14 protein-coding genes are annotated in these 16,630 nt (G+C 44.0%); 2 read left to right on the top strand and 12 right to left on the bottom strand.

Annotated elements, in window-relative coordinates:
* Nucleotide 1: 1 nt before the first annotated feature.
* On the bottom strand, nucleotides 2–2,620 hold the full coding sequence (locus tag WB308_RS06225; protein ID WP_424190047.1) for a valine--tRNA ligase: 2,619 nt from the start codon (nucleotides 2,618–2,620) through the stop codon (nucleotides 2–4).
* 97 nt (nucleotides 2,621–2,717) lie between these two features.
* On the opposite strand from WB308_RS06225, the gene fliW reads away from it, so the two are divergent.
* Together fliW and WB308_RS06215 are read left to right on the top strand one after the other, a co-directional pair.
* On the top strand, nucleotides 2,718–3,098 hold the full coding sequence (fliW, locus tag WB308_RS06220; RefSeq protein WP_424190045.1) for a flagellar assembly protein FliW: 381 nt from the start codon (nucleotides 2,718–2,720) through the stop codon (nucleotides 3,096–3,098).
* Nucleotides 3,099–3,133: 35 nt separating this feature from the next.
* Complete coding sequence (locus tag WB308_RS06215) at nucleotides 3,134–5,212, top strand: ATP-dependent helicase (RefSeq protein WP_424190043.1); 2,079 nt, start codon at nucleotides 3,134–3,136, stop codon at nucleotides 5,210–5,212.
* A gap of 8 nt (nucleotides 5,213–5,220) precedes the next feature.
* Here WB308_RS06215 and WB308_RS06210 read toward each other — a convergent pair whose 3' ends face one another.
* From WB308_RS06210 to rplI, 11 genes are all read right to left on the bottom strand, one after another.
* Nucleotides 5,221–6,468, bottom strand: a complete 1,248-nt coding sequence (locus tag WB308_RS06210) for a type II secretion system F family protein (protein WP_424190041.1) — start codon at nucleotides 6,466–6,468, stop codon at nucleotides 5,221–5,223.
* The gene (locus WB308_RS06205) at nucleotides 6,465–8,201 is read right to left on the bottom strand and encodes a GspE/PulE family protein (RefSeq protein ID WP_424190039.1); all 1,737 of its coding nucleotides are present in this window, start codon (nucleotides 8,199–8,201) and stop codon (nucleotides 6,465–6,467) included. The genes WB308_RS06210 and WB308_RS06205 overlap by 4 nt, the downstream gene beginning before the upstream one ends.
* 13 nt (nucleotides 8,202–8,214) lie before the next feature.
* Nucleotides 8,215–8,754, bottom strand: coding sequence for a hypothetical protein (locus tag WB308_RS06200; RefSeq protein ID WP_424190037.1), 540 nt, complete (start codon nucleotides 8,752–8,754; stop codon nucleotides 8,215–8,217).
* Nucleotides 8,751–9,512, bottom strand: coding sequence for a tetratricopeptide repeat protein (locus WB308_RS06195; protein WP_424190035.1), 762 nt, complete (start codon nucleotides 9,510–9,512; stop codon nucleotides 8,751–8,753). Before WB308_RS06195 ends, WB308_RS06200 begins: the two co-directional genes overlap by 4 nt.
* The gene (locus tag WB308_RS06190; RefSeq protein WP_424190033.1) at nucleotides 9,505–10,314 is read right to left on the bottom strand and encodes an AAA family ATPase; all 810 of its coding nucleotides are present in this window, start codon (nucleotides 10,312–10,314) and stop codon (nucleotides 9,505–9,507) included. Before WB308_RS06190 ends, WB308_RS06195 begins: the two co-directional genes overlap by 8 nt.
* Before the next feature lie 3 nt (nucleotides 10,315–10,317).
* Nucleotides 10,318–12,039 carry a secretin N-terminal domain-containing protein gene (locus WB308_RS06185; RefSeq protein WP_424190031.1) on the bottom strand — a complete coding sequence of 574 codons (1,722 nt, stop codon included), beginning with the start codon at nucleotides 12,037–12,039 and terminating at the stop codon, nucleotides 10,318–10,320.
* Nucleotides 12,040–12,048: 9 nt separating this feature from the next.
* Nucleotides 12,049–12,573: a hypothetical protein gene (locus tag WB308_RS06180; protein ID WP_424190029.1), complete on the bottom strand. Its 525-nt coding sequence runs from the start codon at nucleotides 12,571–12,573 to the stop codon at nucleotides 12,049–12,051.
* A complete protein-coding gene (locus tag WB308_RS06175; RefSeq protein WP_424190027.1) occupies nucleotides 12,570–13,205 on the bottom strand; it encodes a hypothetical protein in 636 nt (211 codons plus the stop codon). The genes WB308_RS06180 and WB308_RS06175 overlap by 4 nt, the downstream gene beginning before the upstream one ends.
* Nucleotides 13,202–14,740, bottom strand: a complete 1,539-nt coding sequence (locus tag WB308_RS06170; protein WP_424190025.1) for a hypothetical protein — start codon at nucleotides 14,738–14,740, stop codon at nucleotides 13,202–13,204. The genes WB308_RS06175 and WB308_RS06170 overlap by 4 nt, the downstream gene beginning before the upstream one ends.
* Nucleotides 14,741–15,300: 560 nt before the next feature.
* Nucleotides 15,301–16,179, bottom strand: a complete 879-nt coding sequence (gene era, locus WB308_RS06165) for a GTPase Era (RefSeq protein ID WP_424190023.1) — start codon at nucleotides 16,177–16,179, stop codon at nucleotides 15,301–15,303.
* A complete protein-coding gene (gene rplI, locus WB308_RS06160; RefSeq protein WP_424190021.1) occupies nucleotides 16,172–16,618 on the bottom strand; it encodes a 50S ribosomal protein L9 in 447 nt (148 codons plus the stop codon). Before rplI ends, era begins: the two co-directional genes overlap by 8 nt.
* Between the last annotated feature and the right edge of the window lie 12 nt (nucleotides 16,619–16,630).

Genomic DNA, 16,630 nt, shown 5'->3' with positions numbered 1-16,630 from the left:
GTTAGTTGCCTAACGCACCGAGCTGAGCGTCGATTTTGGAAATTTTATCTTCGGCATCGGCAAGACCGTTACGGTTTTCAGCAATAACAGCTTCAGGCGCATTGGCGACAAAACGCTCGTTTGAAAGCATCCCGCGTAGTTTATCGGACTCTTTTTGGAGCTTTTCGCGTTGTTTGCTAAGGCGCTCGATGATCGGGGAGAGATCAATCGCATCGGTCGGGAGATAGACCTCGACAGCATCGCCGATGTCGCTGATCGCATTATCGATTTTGCTTTCGGTGAAGTGGAGAGTCTCTACTTTTGCCAAACGACTGATAAACGGAGCCATCATAGCTTGATCCCCTCCGCATTTGAGGTAGGCGAGATCGATTTTTTGGTTGCCGAGATCGACGAGAGTTTTGGCACGACGGATGGTGACGATGGCATCCATGATGATCGCGAATTCCGCTTCGATAGCCTCATCTGTTTGTGTATTTTCAGGGTACGCCATAATCATGATGGAGTTACCCTCTTCGAGGGTTGTCCCTGAAAGCTCATGATAGAGGTATTCGGTGATGAACGGCATAAACGGATGGAGGAGTTTCATCGACTCTTTGAAGATACTTCCCAACTCATCTACACTCTCTTTGGACGCTTTGCCAAGCTCGATACCCCAGTCGCAGAACTCGTTCCACAAGAAGCGATAGAGTACTGTTGCAGCATCGTTAAAGCGGTATTCGTCCAGGAACGCTCTCGTCTCCGCCGTTGCACGATGGAAACGAGAAAGCATATAACGACCCAACGGAGTGGTGATCTCTTGATCCGCCAAATCTTTGAATGTCGGAACATTCATTTGGAGGAATTTGGAAGCGTTGAAAAGTTTGTTGGTAAAGTTGCGGCTTTGCTCCAAACGGTCGTTACTAAGACGGATGTCACGACCCTGAACGGCAAGGACAGCCAAGGTGAAACGGAGTGCATCGGCACTGTATTTTTCAACCATATCGAGCGGATCGATAACATTTCCTTTGGATTTGGACATTTTTTGCCCGTGCTCATCGCGTACTAATGCGTGGAGGTAGATATGATTAAACGGCAATTCTCCCGTGAAACTCTCACCCATCATCATCATACGGGCTACCCAGAAGAACAGGATATCAAATCCCGTGATAAGGAGAGTATTAGGATAAAAGCGGGCCATATCTTCGCTTTGGAAGAGTTGATCTTGTGCGGTATCGCCATTCCCCCATCCGAGCGTTGAGAATGGCCAGAGCGCGGAGCTGAACCATGTATCGAGAACGTCAGGGTCTTGGGTGAAATTTTTACTGGCACAATGAGGGCATGAAGTTGGATGTTCTTCCAAACTTGCCCACTCATGGTTACAATCATCGCAATAAAAAACAGGGATACGGTGTCCCCACCAAAGCTGGCGAGAGATACACCAGTCACGCAGATCCCCCATCCACGCGTTGTAGCTGTTGATCCAGTGCGGCGGGAAGAATTGGGTGAGCCCCTCATTCGTTTTATCGATGGAACCACGTGCTACCTCTTTACGGACAAACCACTGTTTCGAGATGTACGGTTCTACGATATTTTTACAACGGTAACAATGCCCCACTTGGTGGGTGTGTTCTTCGATTTTTTCGATGAATCCCGCTTCTTCGAGACGTTTGACGATCACGGCGCGCGCTTCGAGACGCTCTAACCCTTCAAATTGGCCTGCGTGGTGATTTAACATCCCTTTTTCATCGAAAACGGTGATGAACTCTAAATCGTGACGTTTGCCCACTTCGTAGTCGTTTGTATCATGGGCCGGGGTGACTTTAACGACACCCGTTCCGAAGTCACGATCAACATGACTGTCGGCGATGATTTTGATATCGCGGTTGATAAGCGGCAAGGTGACACTTTTGCCGATGAGGTGGAGGTAACGCTCATCATCGGGATGTACCATAATCGCCGTATCACCGAAATAGGTTTCAGGTCGGGTCGTAGCGACGACGATATGACCGCTTCCGTCACTGAACGGGTAGCGCATATGGTAGAAATTCCCTTGATGCTCTTCGTGTTCCACTTCGATGTCGCTGAGTGCACCATCATGGGTACACCAGTTGACCATATAGTTGCCGCGGACGATGAGGTTTTGGTTGTAGAGGTGGACAAATGCCTCTTTGACGGAGGATTTTAGCCCCTCATCCATTGTAAAGCGCTCACGGCTCCACGCGGGAGAGACCCCGAGTTTGCGGAGCTGTCCTACCATGATTCCGCCGCTCTCTTCTTTCCATGCCCAAACCCGTTCCAAAAACGCTTCGCGACCGAGTTCTTCTTTGGTTTTCCCCTCGGCGAGAAGCTGTTTTTCCACGACGTTTTGGGTCGCGATCCCCGCATGGTCGGTTCCCGGCTGCCAGAGGGTCATATATCCGTCCATCCGTTTGTATCGGACGATGATATCTTGGAGGGTAAAGGTAAGCGAGTGCCCGATATGGAGACGTCCGGTGACGTTCGGCGGAGGCATCATAATGGCAAAATGTTTATCCGGCTTTGCGATCGTCTTATTTCCGTCGATTTCAAAATAGCCTCGATTTTCCCAAATGGGGTAATAGGTCTCTTCAATATTTTTGGGATCGTAGTGGGTAGTTGACATAACAAAGCCTTGGGTTCAAAAAATATCGCGAATTATACCAAAAATCGGGGGAACGCGATTTGCTTCTGTAAGAAAAGAGTCGTTTAAAGGAGTATCATTGCAGTATCAGGTGAAATCAACAATATTAGGGTTTGAGAATATTGAATGTGTAGAGTTGAAGGAAATCGATGAGTTGTTTTCAACCCTCAGAAGTTGTGACGGGAAGGTAAGTTTTACGGTGGTCAATCCATATCCTCTGCGTGAATATTCCTTTGACGTTCCGCTATCCGTGCGCGTTTTACTGGATATTAATGAAAATTCAAACGTCCTTGTATATAATGTCGTTGTTATTCAAAATCCGCTCGATGAATCGTGCATCAACTTCCTAGCCCCGCTTATTTTTAATCAAGACAACGCGACCATGGCACAAGCGGTATTGGATGTAAAAAATCATCCCGACTTCGGTTTGGCCGAACCGATCAAAAAATTTAAATCATAATTTAGCTCCTTTTCCTTGGGGCTTTAAGGAGCCTCTTGCCTCTCTCGCGTCTCAACGAACAGCAATATACCGCCGCAACCGCTCCCTATGGACATAACCTTATTATCGCTTCGGCCGGTACGGGAAAGACCTCGACGATTGTCGGACGTATTGCCTATCTTATCTCCCAAAATGTGAAACCCGAAGAGATTTTGCTTCTCACCTTTACCAATAAAGCGGCACAGGAGATGGTGGAGCGGGTAGCTGCTTTTTTCGGTCGTGAAATTGCTTCCAAAATCGATGCCGGAACCTTCCATGCGGTGAGCTATCGGTGGCTGAAGCGCAAAGAGGGGAAGGTCGTTCTCAAACAGCCGCGGGAACTCAAAACGCTCTTTCGCAGCGTTTATGAAAAGCGCACATTCAGCCACATCGATTGTGCGACATCGGCATACGGTGCCAACTATCTTTATGATGTCTATTCGTTTTATCAGAATACGGAGCTGAATGTCAATTTCGAAGAGTGGATTTTAACAAGGCAGGATGAACATGCGGTCTATGCCGCTATCTATGCCGATATCATTGATGAGTTCGAGGCGCTCAAAAAAGAGTACGGGTTTGTCAATTTCAACGATTTGCTTCTCCATATGCGCGATCTTGCCCGGGAAAGCGATTTGGGGTACAAAGAGGTGTTGATTGACGAATACCAGGATACCAATGCTCTTCAGGGGACACTGATCAATGCGATGCGCCCCCCCTCGCTCTTTTGCGTCGGGGATTATGACCAGAGCATTTATGCGTTCAACGGTGCCGATATCTCGATTATCGGCTCTTTCACGACCAATTTCCCCGATGCCGAGGTGTATACGCTCAATAAAAATTATCGTTCGACCGTCCCCATTCTCTCTTTGGCCAATACGGTTATCGCCTATAATGAGCGGATCTATCCCAAAGCGCTCGAGGTGACCCGAACGGCAGAGGCGCAAAGCCCTGCATTGCTGATTTATGAGGAACTTTTTGATCAGTATCACGGGATCGCCCAAAAAATAGGCGATTCTTCCACCCCGCGTGAAGAGATTGCAGTCATTTTTCGAAACAACGCATCGGCGGACGGGATTGAAGCGACATTGCGTGAAATGGGGATAGCGTGCCGCCGGCGCGGGGGGAGCAGTTTTTTTGATTCCAAAGAGATTAAAGCGCTTCTGGATATGTATACCCTGCTGGTCAATGAATCGGATATGATGGCCTTTATCCATTTGTTTGACTACGCCAAAGGGGTAGGGAGCGCTATCGCCAAAGAGCTTTTTGTCGCGTTGCAAAAACTGGGGCATGGATCGTTTATCCGAGGATTATATTCTCCCGATTCACAGATCTCCAATCCGTTTGAAAAGCGGCGGCTCAATCATCAGTTGGGATTGTTTGATGATTATGCCGAGATGGGAAGTGCAGGGCGGTTTGCCAAGCTCGGATTTGATCCCAATTTTATGGGGAACCCGATTTTAAAACATGCCAAACTGACGAAAGATTCGGCGACCTTTATGCACGATCTTTTTATCCTTTTTCGTCAATTGCGGGAGATTAAAGAGCCTAAAGCGGCGGTTCAAAAGATTGCCCTCTCAAGCTTATACGGACATGTGATTGAAATGCTCTCAACAAAACGGGCCACGACGGAGAACGGCTCGATTGATGAGAAAGCTAAGGCTGAATCACAAGAGAGGATCCGTCGAAAGTGCACCATTTTGTTTGAACTCTCCCGCCCCTATAAAGATCATGAACGGTTTTTAAATGCCATGGTTTTGGGATCACAGGATTTGACTCAGGGAGAAGGGGTCCACCTGCTCAGTATCCATGCCTCAAAAGGGTTGGAATATCAGGAAGTTTATGTGATTGATTTGATGGACGGACGCTTTCCCAACCGAAAACTGATGTCTCGAAGCGGCAGTATCGAAGAAGAGCGGCGCCTTTTTTATGTTTCGGTTACACGGGCAAAAGACCGCCTTTTTTTGAGTTATGCCAAGTATGACAAGATCAAAAAAACCAACTTTATCCCCTCTCAGTTTTTATTCGAAGCGGGGCTGATTCCCAAAGACGAAACCTATGCGGCTCTTGTGGCTAAAGGATCGACCGACGAGGCGTAGCCTCTTTTTTATCGGCGTCCTTGGACCGCATTCCCCATTTCCCACATAGGTAAGAAAATACCGAGGGCTAATAAAACAACCATACAAGCAATAATCAAGAGCATAATCGGCTCAATCGCTTCGGAGAGACCGTCAATAATGGCATCAAAGCGCATTTTGTAATATTCCATGACTTTTTGCATCATAGCATCGAGCTGACCGCTGGCCTCACCGGCAGAGATCATTTGAATAATCATGTTTTCAAAAAGTTTGGTTTCTGCCAAACCGTTGTGGAGAGTCCCCCCTTTTTCGACGGTTTGGCGTACCGTTAACAACTTCTCCTGAAGCGGGAGGGTGTCGATCATGGCAATCGAGGTCTCGAGTGCTTCCGCGATCGGAATACCTGCCCGGACAAGTTCCGAAAAAACCAAGGTAAATCGATTGAGCGTCGCAAACATGATGATGTTTTTAATCAGGTAAAGACGGAGCAAAAATTGATGCCATTTATAGCGAAACGGGCGGTTATGGTTCAACATATATCGGAAGGCAAAGACAAAGATGAAAATCGCTGCGAGAACATAAAGGCCGTAGGTATTAAAGAGATGCTCTAAAAAGAGGAGGATTTTAGTCGGCAGCGGAAGTTCGGCTTCAAGTTGTTCAAAAATGGCTTTAAATTGCGGAACGACGTAGGAGATCAGAACGGTAAAGGCGATGGCCATGGCGATCATAACGTTGCGCGGATAGGCCATTGCTTTTTTGAATTTGATGATATTTCGTCGTATCTCTTCGAGCATATCGGCAAGTTTATGGAGGGCTTCGGCCATATTACCGGTTTTTTCTCCCAATTCAATCATCGCCAAAGAGAGATTTCCGAGTTCATAGGCAAATTTAGCGGCTGAATGAGAGAGGCTGTGTCCGGCATTGATATCTTCTGCTATCGTCCCTAAAACGGTCTGCAATGTTTTATCGGTGGTTGCATCGGCAATCTCTTTGAGAGAGTCGTGAATGGAGATTCCGGCGTTCGTCATAACGGCAAGCTGCCGTATGGCGGCGATCAGGGCATCTTGCTTGAGTTTCCGTTTTCGCAGGTTCGAAAATAGGCTCTCTTTAAATTTACGAAGCTGATCCTCCAACGGGGGAGAAGATTCATTCACTTTTAAGATTAATCCGGAGTATTTGATTTTCGCGATATAGTGAGCTTCTTTTTTGTTTTCTGCGTAAAACCCCTGGTCAGTTTTTTTCCCTTTAGTAAGAACTGTTGCTATAAAATATTTCATCCTTTTGCCACCCTTAATATTTCATCTAACGTGGTCACTCCATGAACGGCTTTCGCCATTCCGTTTTCAAACATGCCGACAAATCCTTCTCTCTTAGCCTCTTTAAACAGATCATCTTTCGATGCTCCCCGGGCAATCATACTTGAGAGATTTTCCGTGATAGGGAGGACTTCACAAATCATTTCACGTCCCATATATCCTGTCCCGTTACACTCTTTGCACCCGGCCCCTGCATAGAAAATCGTATGAGGCGGGATGAGCGAACCGTATTCTTGGAGAATATTTTGGGGGATATCGACCTCTTTTTTACAATGGATACAAATTCTCCGTACCAGCCGTTGGGCTTGAACGGCGACGAGTGCACCGCTGATAAGATACGGTTCAACTCCCATATCGGCCATACGTGGAATGGCACTGATAGCATCATTCGTATGGAGGGTAGAGATGACCAAATGGCCGGTAAGGGCCGCTTTAATCGCGATTTCCAGTGTTTCATGGTCGCGAATCTCCCCGATCATGATTTTATCGGGGTCTTGACGGAGGATAGAGCGGAGCGCATCGGCAAAAGAGAGCCCCACTTTCGGATTGACTTGAACCTGCTGAATCAGATTCATCCGATATTCCACCGGATCTTCTACAGTAATGACTTTGTCTTCGACATTTCGGAGTTCATTCAATGCGCCGTAGAGAGTCGTCGTTTTACCGCTCCCGGTAGGTCCGGTCACCAAAATAATTCCAAAGGGAGATTGGAGCCCTTTAATCAGCTTTTGGTAGCTTTCCGAATCCATTCCGGATGCTTCGAGTTTGACCAAGGCTTTGGTTTTGTCCAAAATACGCATAACGATTGATTCGCCGTAGATAATGGGGAGGGTAGAGAGACGAAAATCGAATTCGGCGTCCATAACCATAGCCGAAAAACGGCCGTCTTGGGGTTTGCGCCGCTCGGCAATATCAAGGTTGGCGAGGAGTTTGATACGTGAAGCCAAAGGGGGATATATATCACGGTCAAAAATAAAGATTTCGGTGAGTTTGCCGTCTATCCGTCCTCGAACGACACAGTTGCGCTCTGTCGGTTCAATATGGATGTCACTTGCACGCCCTTTGATACACGCTTTGAGGATAACATCAATAAGCTGCAGGATAGAAGAAGCTTCTTGCTGCTCTTCGATCGTTCCGATATTGCGCAATTCGTTGCGAATATTCGTAACCAGCTCTTTAACACTGTCTTTGAGCTCCATTTTGAACAAATAGGCTTGAATTTGTTTTTCGGTAGCCACCGCGATTTTAAGGGATTTTCGGGGAAAGAGACGTTGAATGGACTCTTGGGCCTCGATATTTAAGGGATCGGCAAACACAACGGTAACGTACATGTCATCTTGTGAAATGGGGAGGGCATTGTAGCGTTTCAGCTGTGCCGTCGGGATTTTCTCAACCAGTCGATAATCCATATCGATGGAGTCAAGGTCGATAAAGGGGACTTCGATCACTTCAGCCAAGTGAGCCAATATCGATGTTTCGTCTAAAAAATGGTAATTTTTAATGATGGAAAATTCATATCGGCCGAGGCGGATTTGTTCAACGATAAAACGCTTGATAAAATTGATGGAGATGGCACCGACTTTTGTCAGTGTTTCTAAAACCGTGTCATCCTGAACCCCTCTCGAGGTTAAACGATCAATTTGTTGTTGGGAGATATGGCGTTTTTCAAGTAAATCATGGGTGATACGATCCATATCTTAATCCTTTTTAATACACGTGATGAAGGGTTAATATTTTATCATAATATTCATCTATAGCTATACTTTTTCGTCCATCAGAGTGTGTTGTGTAGAGTTTGTAACTTTGTCTTGGATTTGCCGGGTCTTGGTACTCTTTGATGGGATCGTTGTGTTTTGGATTTTTGACGTACAGATCAAAGATCTTTGAGAGGAGATGGCCACTCGTAGGAAATTGGAGCTTTTGAATGGGTTTATGATCAAATAAAGCCTGCATTAAGAGTTTTTTTTGCATAACGATGAGGGCGAAATATGCACTGTTGGCACGCGCATCCGGAGTTTGTGACAAAGCGGACATGACGGGAGAGAGCCGATCGATTTGATCGGCTTTTAAACATGAAAATCCGATGAGTGAGACAAACGGTTCATTATGCTCATTGCGAGCAAAAAAACGGTATCCGTAGTCACATCCCTGGGCATACATCCCTTTTTGGTACATGTCGAAAAGGTTTTGACCTGCATCCGCCCATAAAGTGTAGGAGAATAAGAGTAAAAAAAGGGGTGATCTCATTTGAAGTTTCCTTTTTCAATCGCATCCAATAAGCCTCGTGCCGCGTCTGAATTGGATTGTGAAATATAAAGCTGCAGTGTCTTTTTAGCCTGATCGGTTTTCCCGAGTTTTACCAATGATTTTGAGAAAAGGATCCAGCTCTCATCAATCCGGTTGTTCACATTGTTGGTTTTTAACGCATAATTGTAGGCTTCATTGTAATCTCCGTGGTCATAATAATACCGGGCGATAAAAAGTCCGAGGTTGGCATTGGATGTCTCTTTAAACCGGCGCTGCAAATCTTCAATATCGAGTTTGGATTCATTGCGATTGATGGAAAGGGACTTGTCATTCGTAACCGATCTTGATACGGCTGGAACTACCGGTGGAGGAGTATATTCGGGCATATGCAATGTTCTAGGCGGAGTCGGGATTGGAGGGGCCGGTTTATTTACGGCAGGGATGGGGAGTGCTGCCGAGGGCATTTTTGTTTCGGGTTCACTTGCTGCAGGTTGATTTTGAAAGGCCTGGACAAATTCCATTGAGGGTTCCAATACCGTTTTGTTATGATCACTCATCGGGGGAAGGGGTACTGCCGTAGGGGAAACAACGGTTTTTTGACTATCCGTACGGTTATGATCTTCGGAATCTTCAGCATTGAACCACAGTGAAGTCCCAATCAGCATGGAGAGGATCACGAAGAGAGCAATAAAATAGGGGAAAAAAGATTTGATCTTGTATTTAAGCCAGCGCCGCTCCAATCTTTTAATATCAAGCATGTATTAATCCTGTATGAATAGCGGCCATTTCAATCCATTTGGGTTTGATAGCATTGTATTGGATGCGTGCAGGGTGGTTCTCTTCATACCAACAATAGAGACTGAAAAGAGAAAAAAGGAGTTTGTTCGTTTCGCGATAGTTTCCCTTGGTGAGAGCAGCGACCAATTTCATGTTCTTATCATTGAACATATTGGCTACATCGAAACAGTTGGCTTTTAAAAGCTTTTTCTGGACATAAATTTTGAGTTCCTCGGCTGAGGCATTTTGCAGTTCGATGCTTTCCCATATCCGGGTCTGAAAATGTTCTTTTGCAATAATGTCTTCTTTGTCGGTCTTATGGAGGGTAATCACAAACTTAATGGCTCTTGCATCCGAAATAAGGCGAATCTTTTCCATTAAAGAGGGGCTGTAAAGCTGCGCTTCATCCAACAAAACAATAGGGGTGTCTCGAAGAGAGAGCGCGGATGAAATCTCTAAAAAACGGTTGAGCGTCATTACTTCTCGGGGAGAATGACCAAAAATATTTTGGGCAATTACCCGTAAAAAATCATCCTCATCCACAATAGGTGTCGATACCATGAGTACTTTTTGGTGTTTGGAGAGGTCATGATGCAGTTTGTGGAGCAGCATACTTTTTCCGGTTCCGGGTCTCCCATACAACAAAATCATTTTTAACGGTTTTTGAACCGAATTTTTGAGCGATTGATACATATGGGAGACACTGTCGATCTGAACATAATCTCTCGGATTGACAATATCTAAAAAAAGATCACGCGGTTTTGAGAAAAGGGAATGCTCCATCCGTTATTTGGTTTCCTCTTTGGATGGTATTGACATCGCTTTGTCTACCCGTGTATAGCCAAGATCGGACAGGCTTAGAGTATCATTTTCTTTTTTAACGATGTGCGGTTCAATAATAATAACGAGCTCTTCCACTTTTTCGCTCATCCCCTCTTGTTTAAAAAGGTAGCCGACAAGAGGGATATCTCCGAGGAACGGTACTTTCGTTGTGGTATTGGACGATTTGCGGTTAATCAAGCCGCCCAATACAATTCGATTACCGTCTTTGACCGTAACAACGGTAGAAATTTGGCGACGGCTCAAGTCCGGTGGCATTCTACGTGTTGCATTATCCGTTGAGACACTGCTCGCTGTTTCCGAAACAGAAGGGTTGATACGAAGGGTGATGGTCCCGTCATTGGCAATTTCAGGAGTAATGTCGAGCAATACGCCGGAGAATACAGAACTGATGATCTCGGTTTGCGATTGTTCTCCGGTCGTCCCCCCTGCGAGGGTTGAGGTATTGATGGTTTTATAAAAAAGTTCCGTTCCGGCTGTGATCAGAGCGGGCTGATTGTTAAGGGTTAAAATTTTTGGATTGGAAATCGCGTACACATCCCCTTGTGATTTGAGAAACATAAGAAGGTTGTTGATACTGATACTGTTACTCATCGTAAAGAGTCGTGATATCGCATCTACCGGAGCCCGCACACCGGCAATCGGTGCATATTCGATGGTCGGATCTGCCACCGTCCCTGAAAGACGTGAACCTTCTACCAAATCACCCTCATATGCCGTATCGAAGGTGCCACCTGATACGTTGGTACGATTGGCTTGGTTAAATCCGAGCTTAAAGTTTTGAAGATTATAGATTTGTGTCCAATCAATACCGGTTGTTGAGCCGTCAGTAAAGACAATACTGTACATTTTGACATCGATCAGTACCTGCGTTTCCATTTTCTTCTGCAAATCGTTGATATAACTGTCGAGTCGTTGAATTTGCTTTCCGGTTCCGGTCACCGTAACTAAACCGGCACTTTTATTGATGAAAATATTATGAAACTCATCCTCGTCTTTGACAGAAGGGGTTTGTGCATCGGTGAGATTTTCAGATTTTTTCTGTCTGTAATTGTCTTCCGGACGGCTTAGAATATTACGAACCTCTTTTTCCAACGTGTCCCAAAAATTCACTTCATCCATGGTGGTGATATTGGTTCCCGATTCGGACGATGCATTGTTGCTGCTTTGTTTGTTCGCTGTCGTTGAAGCAGTTGACGATGTGCTGCCGGCTACACCCGTTGAGCCTGTTGTCCCTGCAGCTGTACCGGAATTTGAACTTAGGCGGATATTGGTACTTCCGGTTCCGACACGTTTGGTCGTGATGTAATCGATGTTATAGGTTTTGGTGGTAATATAGGAAATTTTTAATACATTGTTTTGAAGCGTATATTGGAGGTTGTTTTCTTTAATAATTAAATCTAAAACCTCATTAATTGTCAGGTTTTTCAAAAACGTTTTGTTCATTGGTTTTTTAAGAATACCTTCGGCTTGTTCGTCCGTCACAATGACGCTCATACCGCACTCATCGCTGAGCTGATCGACAAACTCTCCTACACTCGTCCCTTTGACGGAAGAGATATTGAAAAGCTCATAGCTACAATCAGCTTGCAGAGCAGGCGATAGAAGGGCAGCCGTGGCAACGGATAACATAAACGCTCGTGCATGGTGTTTAATTACAGATGTCATGATACTTTCCTATTTCGTGATGATTTTAATATTATTATTTTGTTTGGTGAGAAACAAAATGAGTTTTTGATCTTTTTTTCCGGTTAACAATACGGAATTTTGTTTCACTTCGGCAACGGTATAATTGCGGACATGATCACCGACTTTATACCATTTTCCACTTATCAACACGCTCTTGTTCATAACGCCGAAAAGGCGTAAAGGCTCTTCCACAACTTTAGGTTGAGGTAAAAAAGCCATAGTGTTCCCCAACTTTGGAGGGGCAAGAAGCCTCATGCCAGATGAAATGGCACTTGTACTGGCAACACGAACAGGTTTATTCATTTTCATCGGATCACGCAATGAATTGATAAAACCATCCGGAACACCGACGCGTGAAGGTAAAATAGCCTGAATTTGTTCATCTACCCACACCAATTCTTTATCTCCCTGCGGTTGCACGGTGGTGAAACTGTCTACAATAGGGGCAGAAGGGGTTACTGCGGCATGAAGCGAGATTAAGCCGATAAATCCTAAAAGAAGGTATTTTTTCATTGTCTTACAATCCCCCATACTGAGATATTAAGATCCCCTCTAAATTTATCTTCAGCGCTCATATTAAAATCATGAAGATCGACTACCAAGTAACTTTGTTCAAGGGCATTAATAAATTTAAGGGTGTTTTTGTAAGGCCCTTCGGAAGAAATGGTGATATCCAAAACATGTCCAAAAGAGCTGTTATCCGTTTGGAGAGTATTTCCAAATTGAGCTAATTTGACATTGTAGGCTCGGGCATAATGCGATATTGAGTCGAGATATGATCCCCATACTTTTTCATCATAATAAAGAGAAGAAATTTGTTCAAGCTGCTCTTTAATGTAATTGTTATATTGAACGTAAAGTACATGCTGTTTCTCTATCTCAACCGTTTCTTGTTCAATTTGAACAATCCGCTCAGGAGGATTTGCACTTAAATACTGTTTGTCTATATTGAGATCATTTTCAACCTTCAGCGCTTTTTCGTGAGAAACATTGAAGCTTTGTTCGGAACTCTCCCAAAAGAATAAATAAGAAAATACAAACAAAGAGGCAAAAATCATGACGTAGAGCATCATTTTGTCACGATCGCTCTTTTGTGAAAGGGATTGATCGAGGGAATAAAGGTAGTCTTCGATTTGTAATTTCATTTGATTACCGCCTTTAATTCACTGAGATAAGAAGAGCTATTGGTATCGTATGCGATCATCTCTAGATTGAAGTCATACTGATCACGTTTAAGATCCGTGAGATGCTTAAGGAGTGCCGTAATGTCTTGTGTTTTTGAGGATGTTAACCCAAATGCAAAGGTTTTTGTATTGTTCAGATCTTCACTGTAGGTGATCGTTTTAAGCTGTACACGATACTGATTGAAACTGCGGGTAAAATCAGCCATGATTTTTGCTTTCATCGGGTAATCCACTTTTTTCTCGTGTACTTTTACTAAGGTGTCTTTTTTTTGTTTGTAAGCGCTTTGTTGTTCATCCAAGAGGGTTTGGGCCGCATTTTTATTGGCCAATTTGAGATTAACGGTCGCTTCTCGGGTCATTTTTTCAATATGGACTTGTTCGTACTCTTTTGTCAAGACGGCATGGTGGAACTCTTCAATATACGATAAACCCCAATACACTCCAGGATAGAGAAGAGCTCCGGCTAGGGAGGCGGCGGCAATTAAAATGAGTTTTCCGCTTTCCCGTTTTGCGAAGGGTGGAGGACGATGGAAGACCGTAAAATTGCAATCATACCGTTCTTCGGCCTCAAGACGCCCGTACAAATGCATCAATTGATGAATTTGATCGACGCGGAACCCTTCCGTATTAAAGCCGTAATCAAAATCAAACGGGATTGTTTTTAATCCCAGATAAGTTTGTGCGTATTCGTCTAATCCAAGGACACTGCCTAAACTTGTGCCGATGAAAATTTCGTCAAACCGGTTGATCTCATAAGCTCTTTTCGCATAGGCCATGATGTCACTGATATGAAGGAAAATTTCACCAAACAGTTTGATCAGATTTCTTTGATAGTCGGAATTTGAAGTGTTTAATCCCTCTTTTGCAAGCATCGTTCCAAACGTATTAAAATCAATTTGTTCACCTAAAAGTTCACAAAACCGTTCATGCATTTGCAAGAGAGAAAATTTCAGTGATTTGGCGTAAATAAACTCTTGTTCATTGTAAATACAGAAAAAAGCATCATTCTCTTGGAAATAGATAAAACAATGGACATCCGAAGAATCGATGATCTCTTTGACGTATAATGATTTCAATAATAAAGGGATCGGTACAATTTGATCAATGTATTTAATCTCATCAATGACTTTGGTGTAGTCTTGTTCTAACGTTAGTGGATCAACGACAAATACATGAAAAAAGCGATCTCCCTCTGTTCCCCTGTGTATGGCTTCAACGTAACGAATCTGGTATTCAATCGCCATATCCAATGCAAGTTCTTCATAAACTTTGTTTTCAAGAGCATCATAAACATCATCATCAGGGATATTTTTACTGATCCCTATGAGGGTTGATATAAATCCTTTGGTGTTTAAAAAAGAGACAGAATATTGTTCTTTTGAAAAAGAAGGAGAAGTGCTGAGCGATAGTGTGTTGAATGTCCCAACGTAATAATCCCCTTTGTAGGGGTTGGCAGATACGATGGCTGAATAGGTTTGTTGTTGGCTTTTACTCATCCTCTTTCCTATTTAAAATGTACAAGAACCATTCCGTAGAAGCAGTTTTGCCGGTAAACTCTTTTTGATCATTGTATTGCACCATCTCTTTCAACTATTTGAAATCCAAATACTGAAACATGATACACATTTTACGTTCTAATTTTGACATCTTTATTTCATAAAACCAATTATAGAGTCTCAATCTATGAAAATCACGATTATAACCTTAAAATCGGCACTTACAAAAAAATCTGTAGCTTACTTACTCATTTCAGTCACACTGTTGCCTGCAAAGGGGATAAATTGTGAGTAATTATTGTTCTACTGATCACTTGATTTTTGAACACTGCCCAAAAAGCTTGGAAAACTTGAAATTGTTCTGTATCGATTGTAGCGGAATGAAACTTAAACTGTTTTTTAAACCTTTTAAAGATAAAGGGAATGTATCGTTCCCTGGCAACTTTGGAGGGGGATTGAGGCGTATTTTTGTTGTTTGAGGGGGGAACTCGAAAGGAGATCCGAGCTCAAAGAATATTGTAAATGTGCAAGAAATTTGGAGGAACTTTTTCCACCCCTTTTTACCATTCGTATCCGAGATCACTTAAGAACTTTTTATCGGTAGTCCACCCTTTTTTGACGGAGACGAACAGCTCAAGATAGACAGGTTTCGAAGCCAAACGTTCAATTTTTTCACGGGCACTTTTCCCGATCCGTTTGATAGCTGAACCCCCCTTGCCGATAATGATCCCTTTTTGGGACTCTTTTTCGACGATAATGGTGGCACGAATGTGTTCTACGGGGGCATCTTCATCGATTTTATCGATGATGACATCCGACTCATAGGGGATCTCATCGCTGATGTTGTCGAAAATCGCCTCGCGGATAAACTCTTTATAGATGTCGCGCACCATTTCCGTTGTGATATTTTCCGGGTCGTAAAGGTAGGGAGATTCGTTGAGATGCTTGACGATGGTGTCGAGCAGGTCGTTTTTACCGACGTTTTTGGTAACGGACATCGGAATAAGGGCAAGAAAGTGCTCACTGAAACGGTTATATTCTCCGATTTTCTTGAGCAATTCGGCTTGGGAAATTTGGTCGATTTTGCTGAGTACAATAATGTGTTTGCGCTTATCGCCATTGAGTTCCAAAAATTTTTCATAATGGACCGTTTTATCAGATGCCGGTGCGAGATAGACAACGATATCGCAATCTCCGATCGCTTTGAGCGCTTCTTCAAGCATGTACTGATTTAGGAGTTTTTCGGCCTGGTGGAGCCCGGGAGTATCGACGAAAATAATTTGATCATCGTGATGCATCACAATGGCATTCGAGCGCTTACGCGTTGCGTTGGCTTTTTGACTGACAAGGGCTATTTTTTCACCTAAAATCCAGTTCATCAAAGTGCTTTTCCCCGCATTGGGGCGCCCTACGAGAGCGACGAAGCCGGCTTTACTCACCTTTAATCTCGACATGCAGTGTTGCGTGGATTCCGTGGCCGAGTTTAAGATCGAGCTCATGCAAACCGGTTGTTTTGATCCCGTGTTTCGCATCAAGTTCTTTTTTATCGATTTCGATACCGTGCTGTGCTAGCAGAGCATCGGCAATCTCTTCTTTGGTAACGGAACCAAAAAGATGTCCTGTATTCCCCAGCTTTTTGGTAATTACCACTTTAATATCGGCAAGCTGCGTTTTGATCCCATTGAGACGTTCAATTTCGGCTGCATCCTGTGCGGCCTTTTTCTTTTGGTCAGACTCATACTTTTTTAAAACTTCATGAGTAGCGGCGAGGGCTAACCCTTTACCGATCAAAAAGTTTTTGCCGTATCCGTCGGCAACCTCTTTGATCTCGCCGGATTTTCCGACCCCTTTGACATCTTTCGTCAATAATACTTTCATTGATAATCCTTG

This window comes from Sulfuricurvum sp., assembly GCF_049587615.1.
GTDB lineage: Bacteria > Campylobacterota > Campylobacteria > Campylobacterales > Sulfurimonadaceae > Sulfuricurvum.
This window is presented reverse-complemented; position numbering and strand designations above follow the sequence as displayed.

Bases quoted from the DNA above. Each gene is read 5' to 3' on its own strand.
- WB308_RS06225 (WP_424190047.1), bottom strand. From the start codon at position 2,620: ATGTCAACTACCCACTACGATCCCAAAAATATTGAAGAGACCTATTAC.
- WB308_RS06210 (WP_424190041.1), bottom strand. From the start codon at position 6,468: ATGAAATATTTTATAGCAACAGTTCTTACTAAAGGGAAAAAAACTGAC.
- WB308_RS06205 (WP_424190039.1), bottom strand. From the start codon at position 8,201: ATGGATCGTATCACCCATGATTTACTTGAAAAACGCCATATCTCCCAA.
- WB308_RS06200 (WP_424190037.1), bottom strand. From the start codon at position 8,754: ATGAGATCACCCCTTTTTTTACTCTTATTCTCCTACACTTTATGGGCG.
- WB308_RS06195 (WP_424190035.1), bottom strand. From the start codon at position 9,512: ATGCTTGATATTAAAAGATTGGAGCGGCGCTGGCTTAAATACAAGATC.
- WB308_RS06190 (WP_424190033.1), bottom strand. From the start codon at position 10,314: ATGGAGCATTCCCTTTTCTCAAAACCGCGTGATCTTTTTTTAGATATT.
- WB308_RS06185 (WP_424190031.1), bottom strand. From the start codon at position 12,039: ATGACATCTGTAATTAAACACCATGCACGAGCGTTTATGTTATCCGTT.
- WB308_RS06180 (WP_424190029.1), bottom strand. From the start codon at position 12,573: ATGAAAAAATACCTTCTTTTAGGATTTATCGGCTTAATCTCGCTTCAT.
- WB308_RS06175 (WP_424190027.1), bottom strand. From the start codon at position 13,205: ATGAAATTACAAATCGAAGACTACCTTTATTCCCTCGATCAATCCCTT.
- WB308_RS06170 (WP_424190025.1), bottom strand. From the start codon at position 14,740: ATGAGTAAAAGCCAACAACAAACCTATTCAGCCATCGTATCTGCCAAC.
- rplI (WP_424190021.1), bottom strand. From the start codon at position 16,618: ATGAAAGTATTATTGACGAAAGATGTCAAAGGGGTCGGAAAATCCGGC.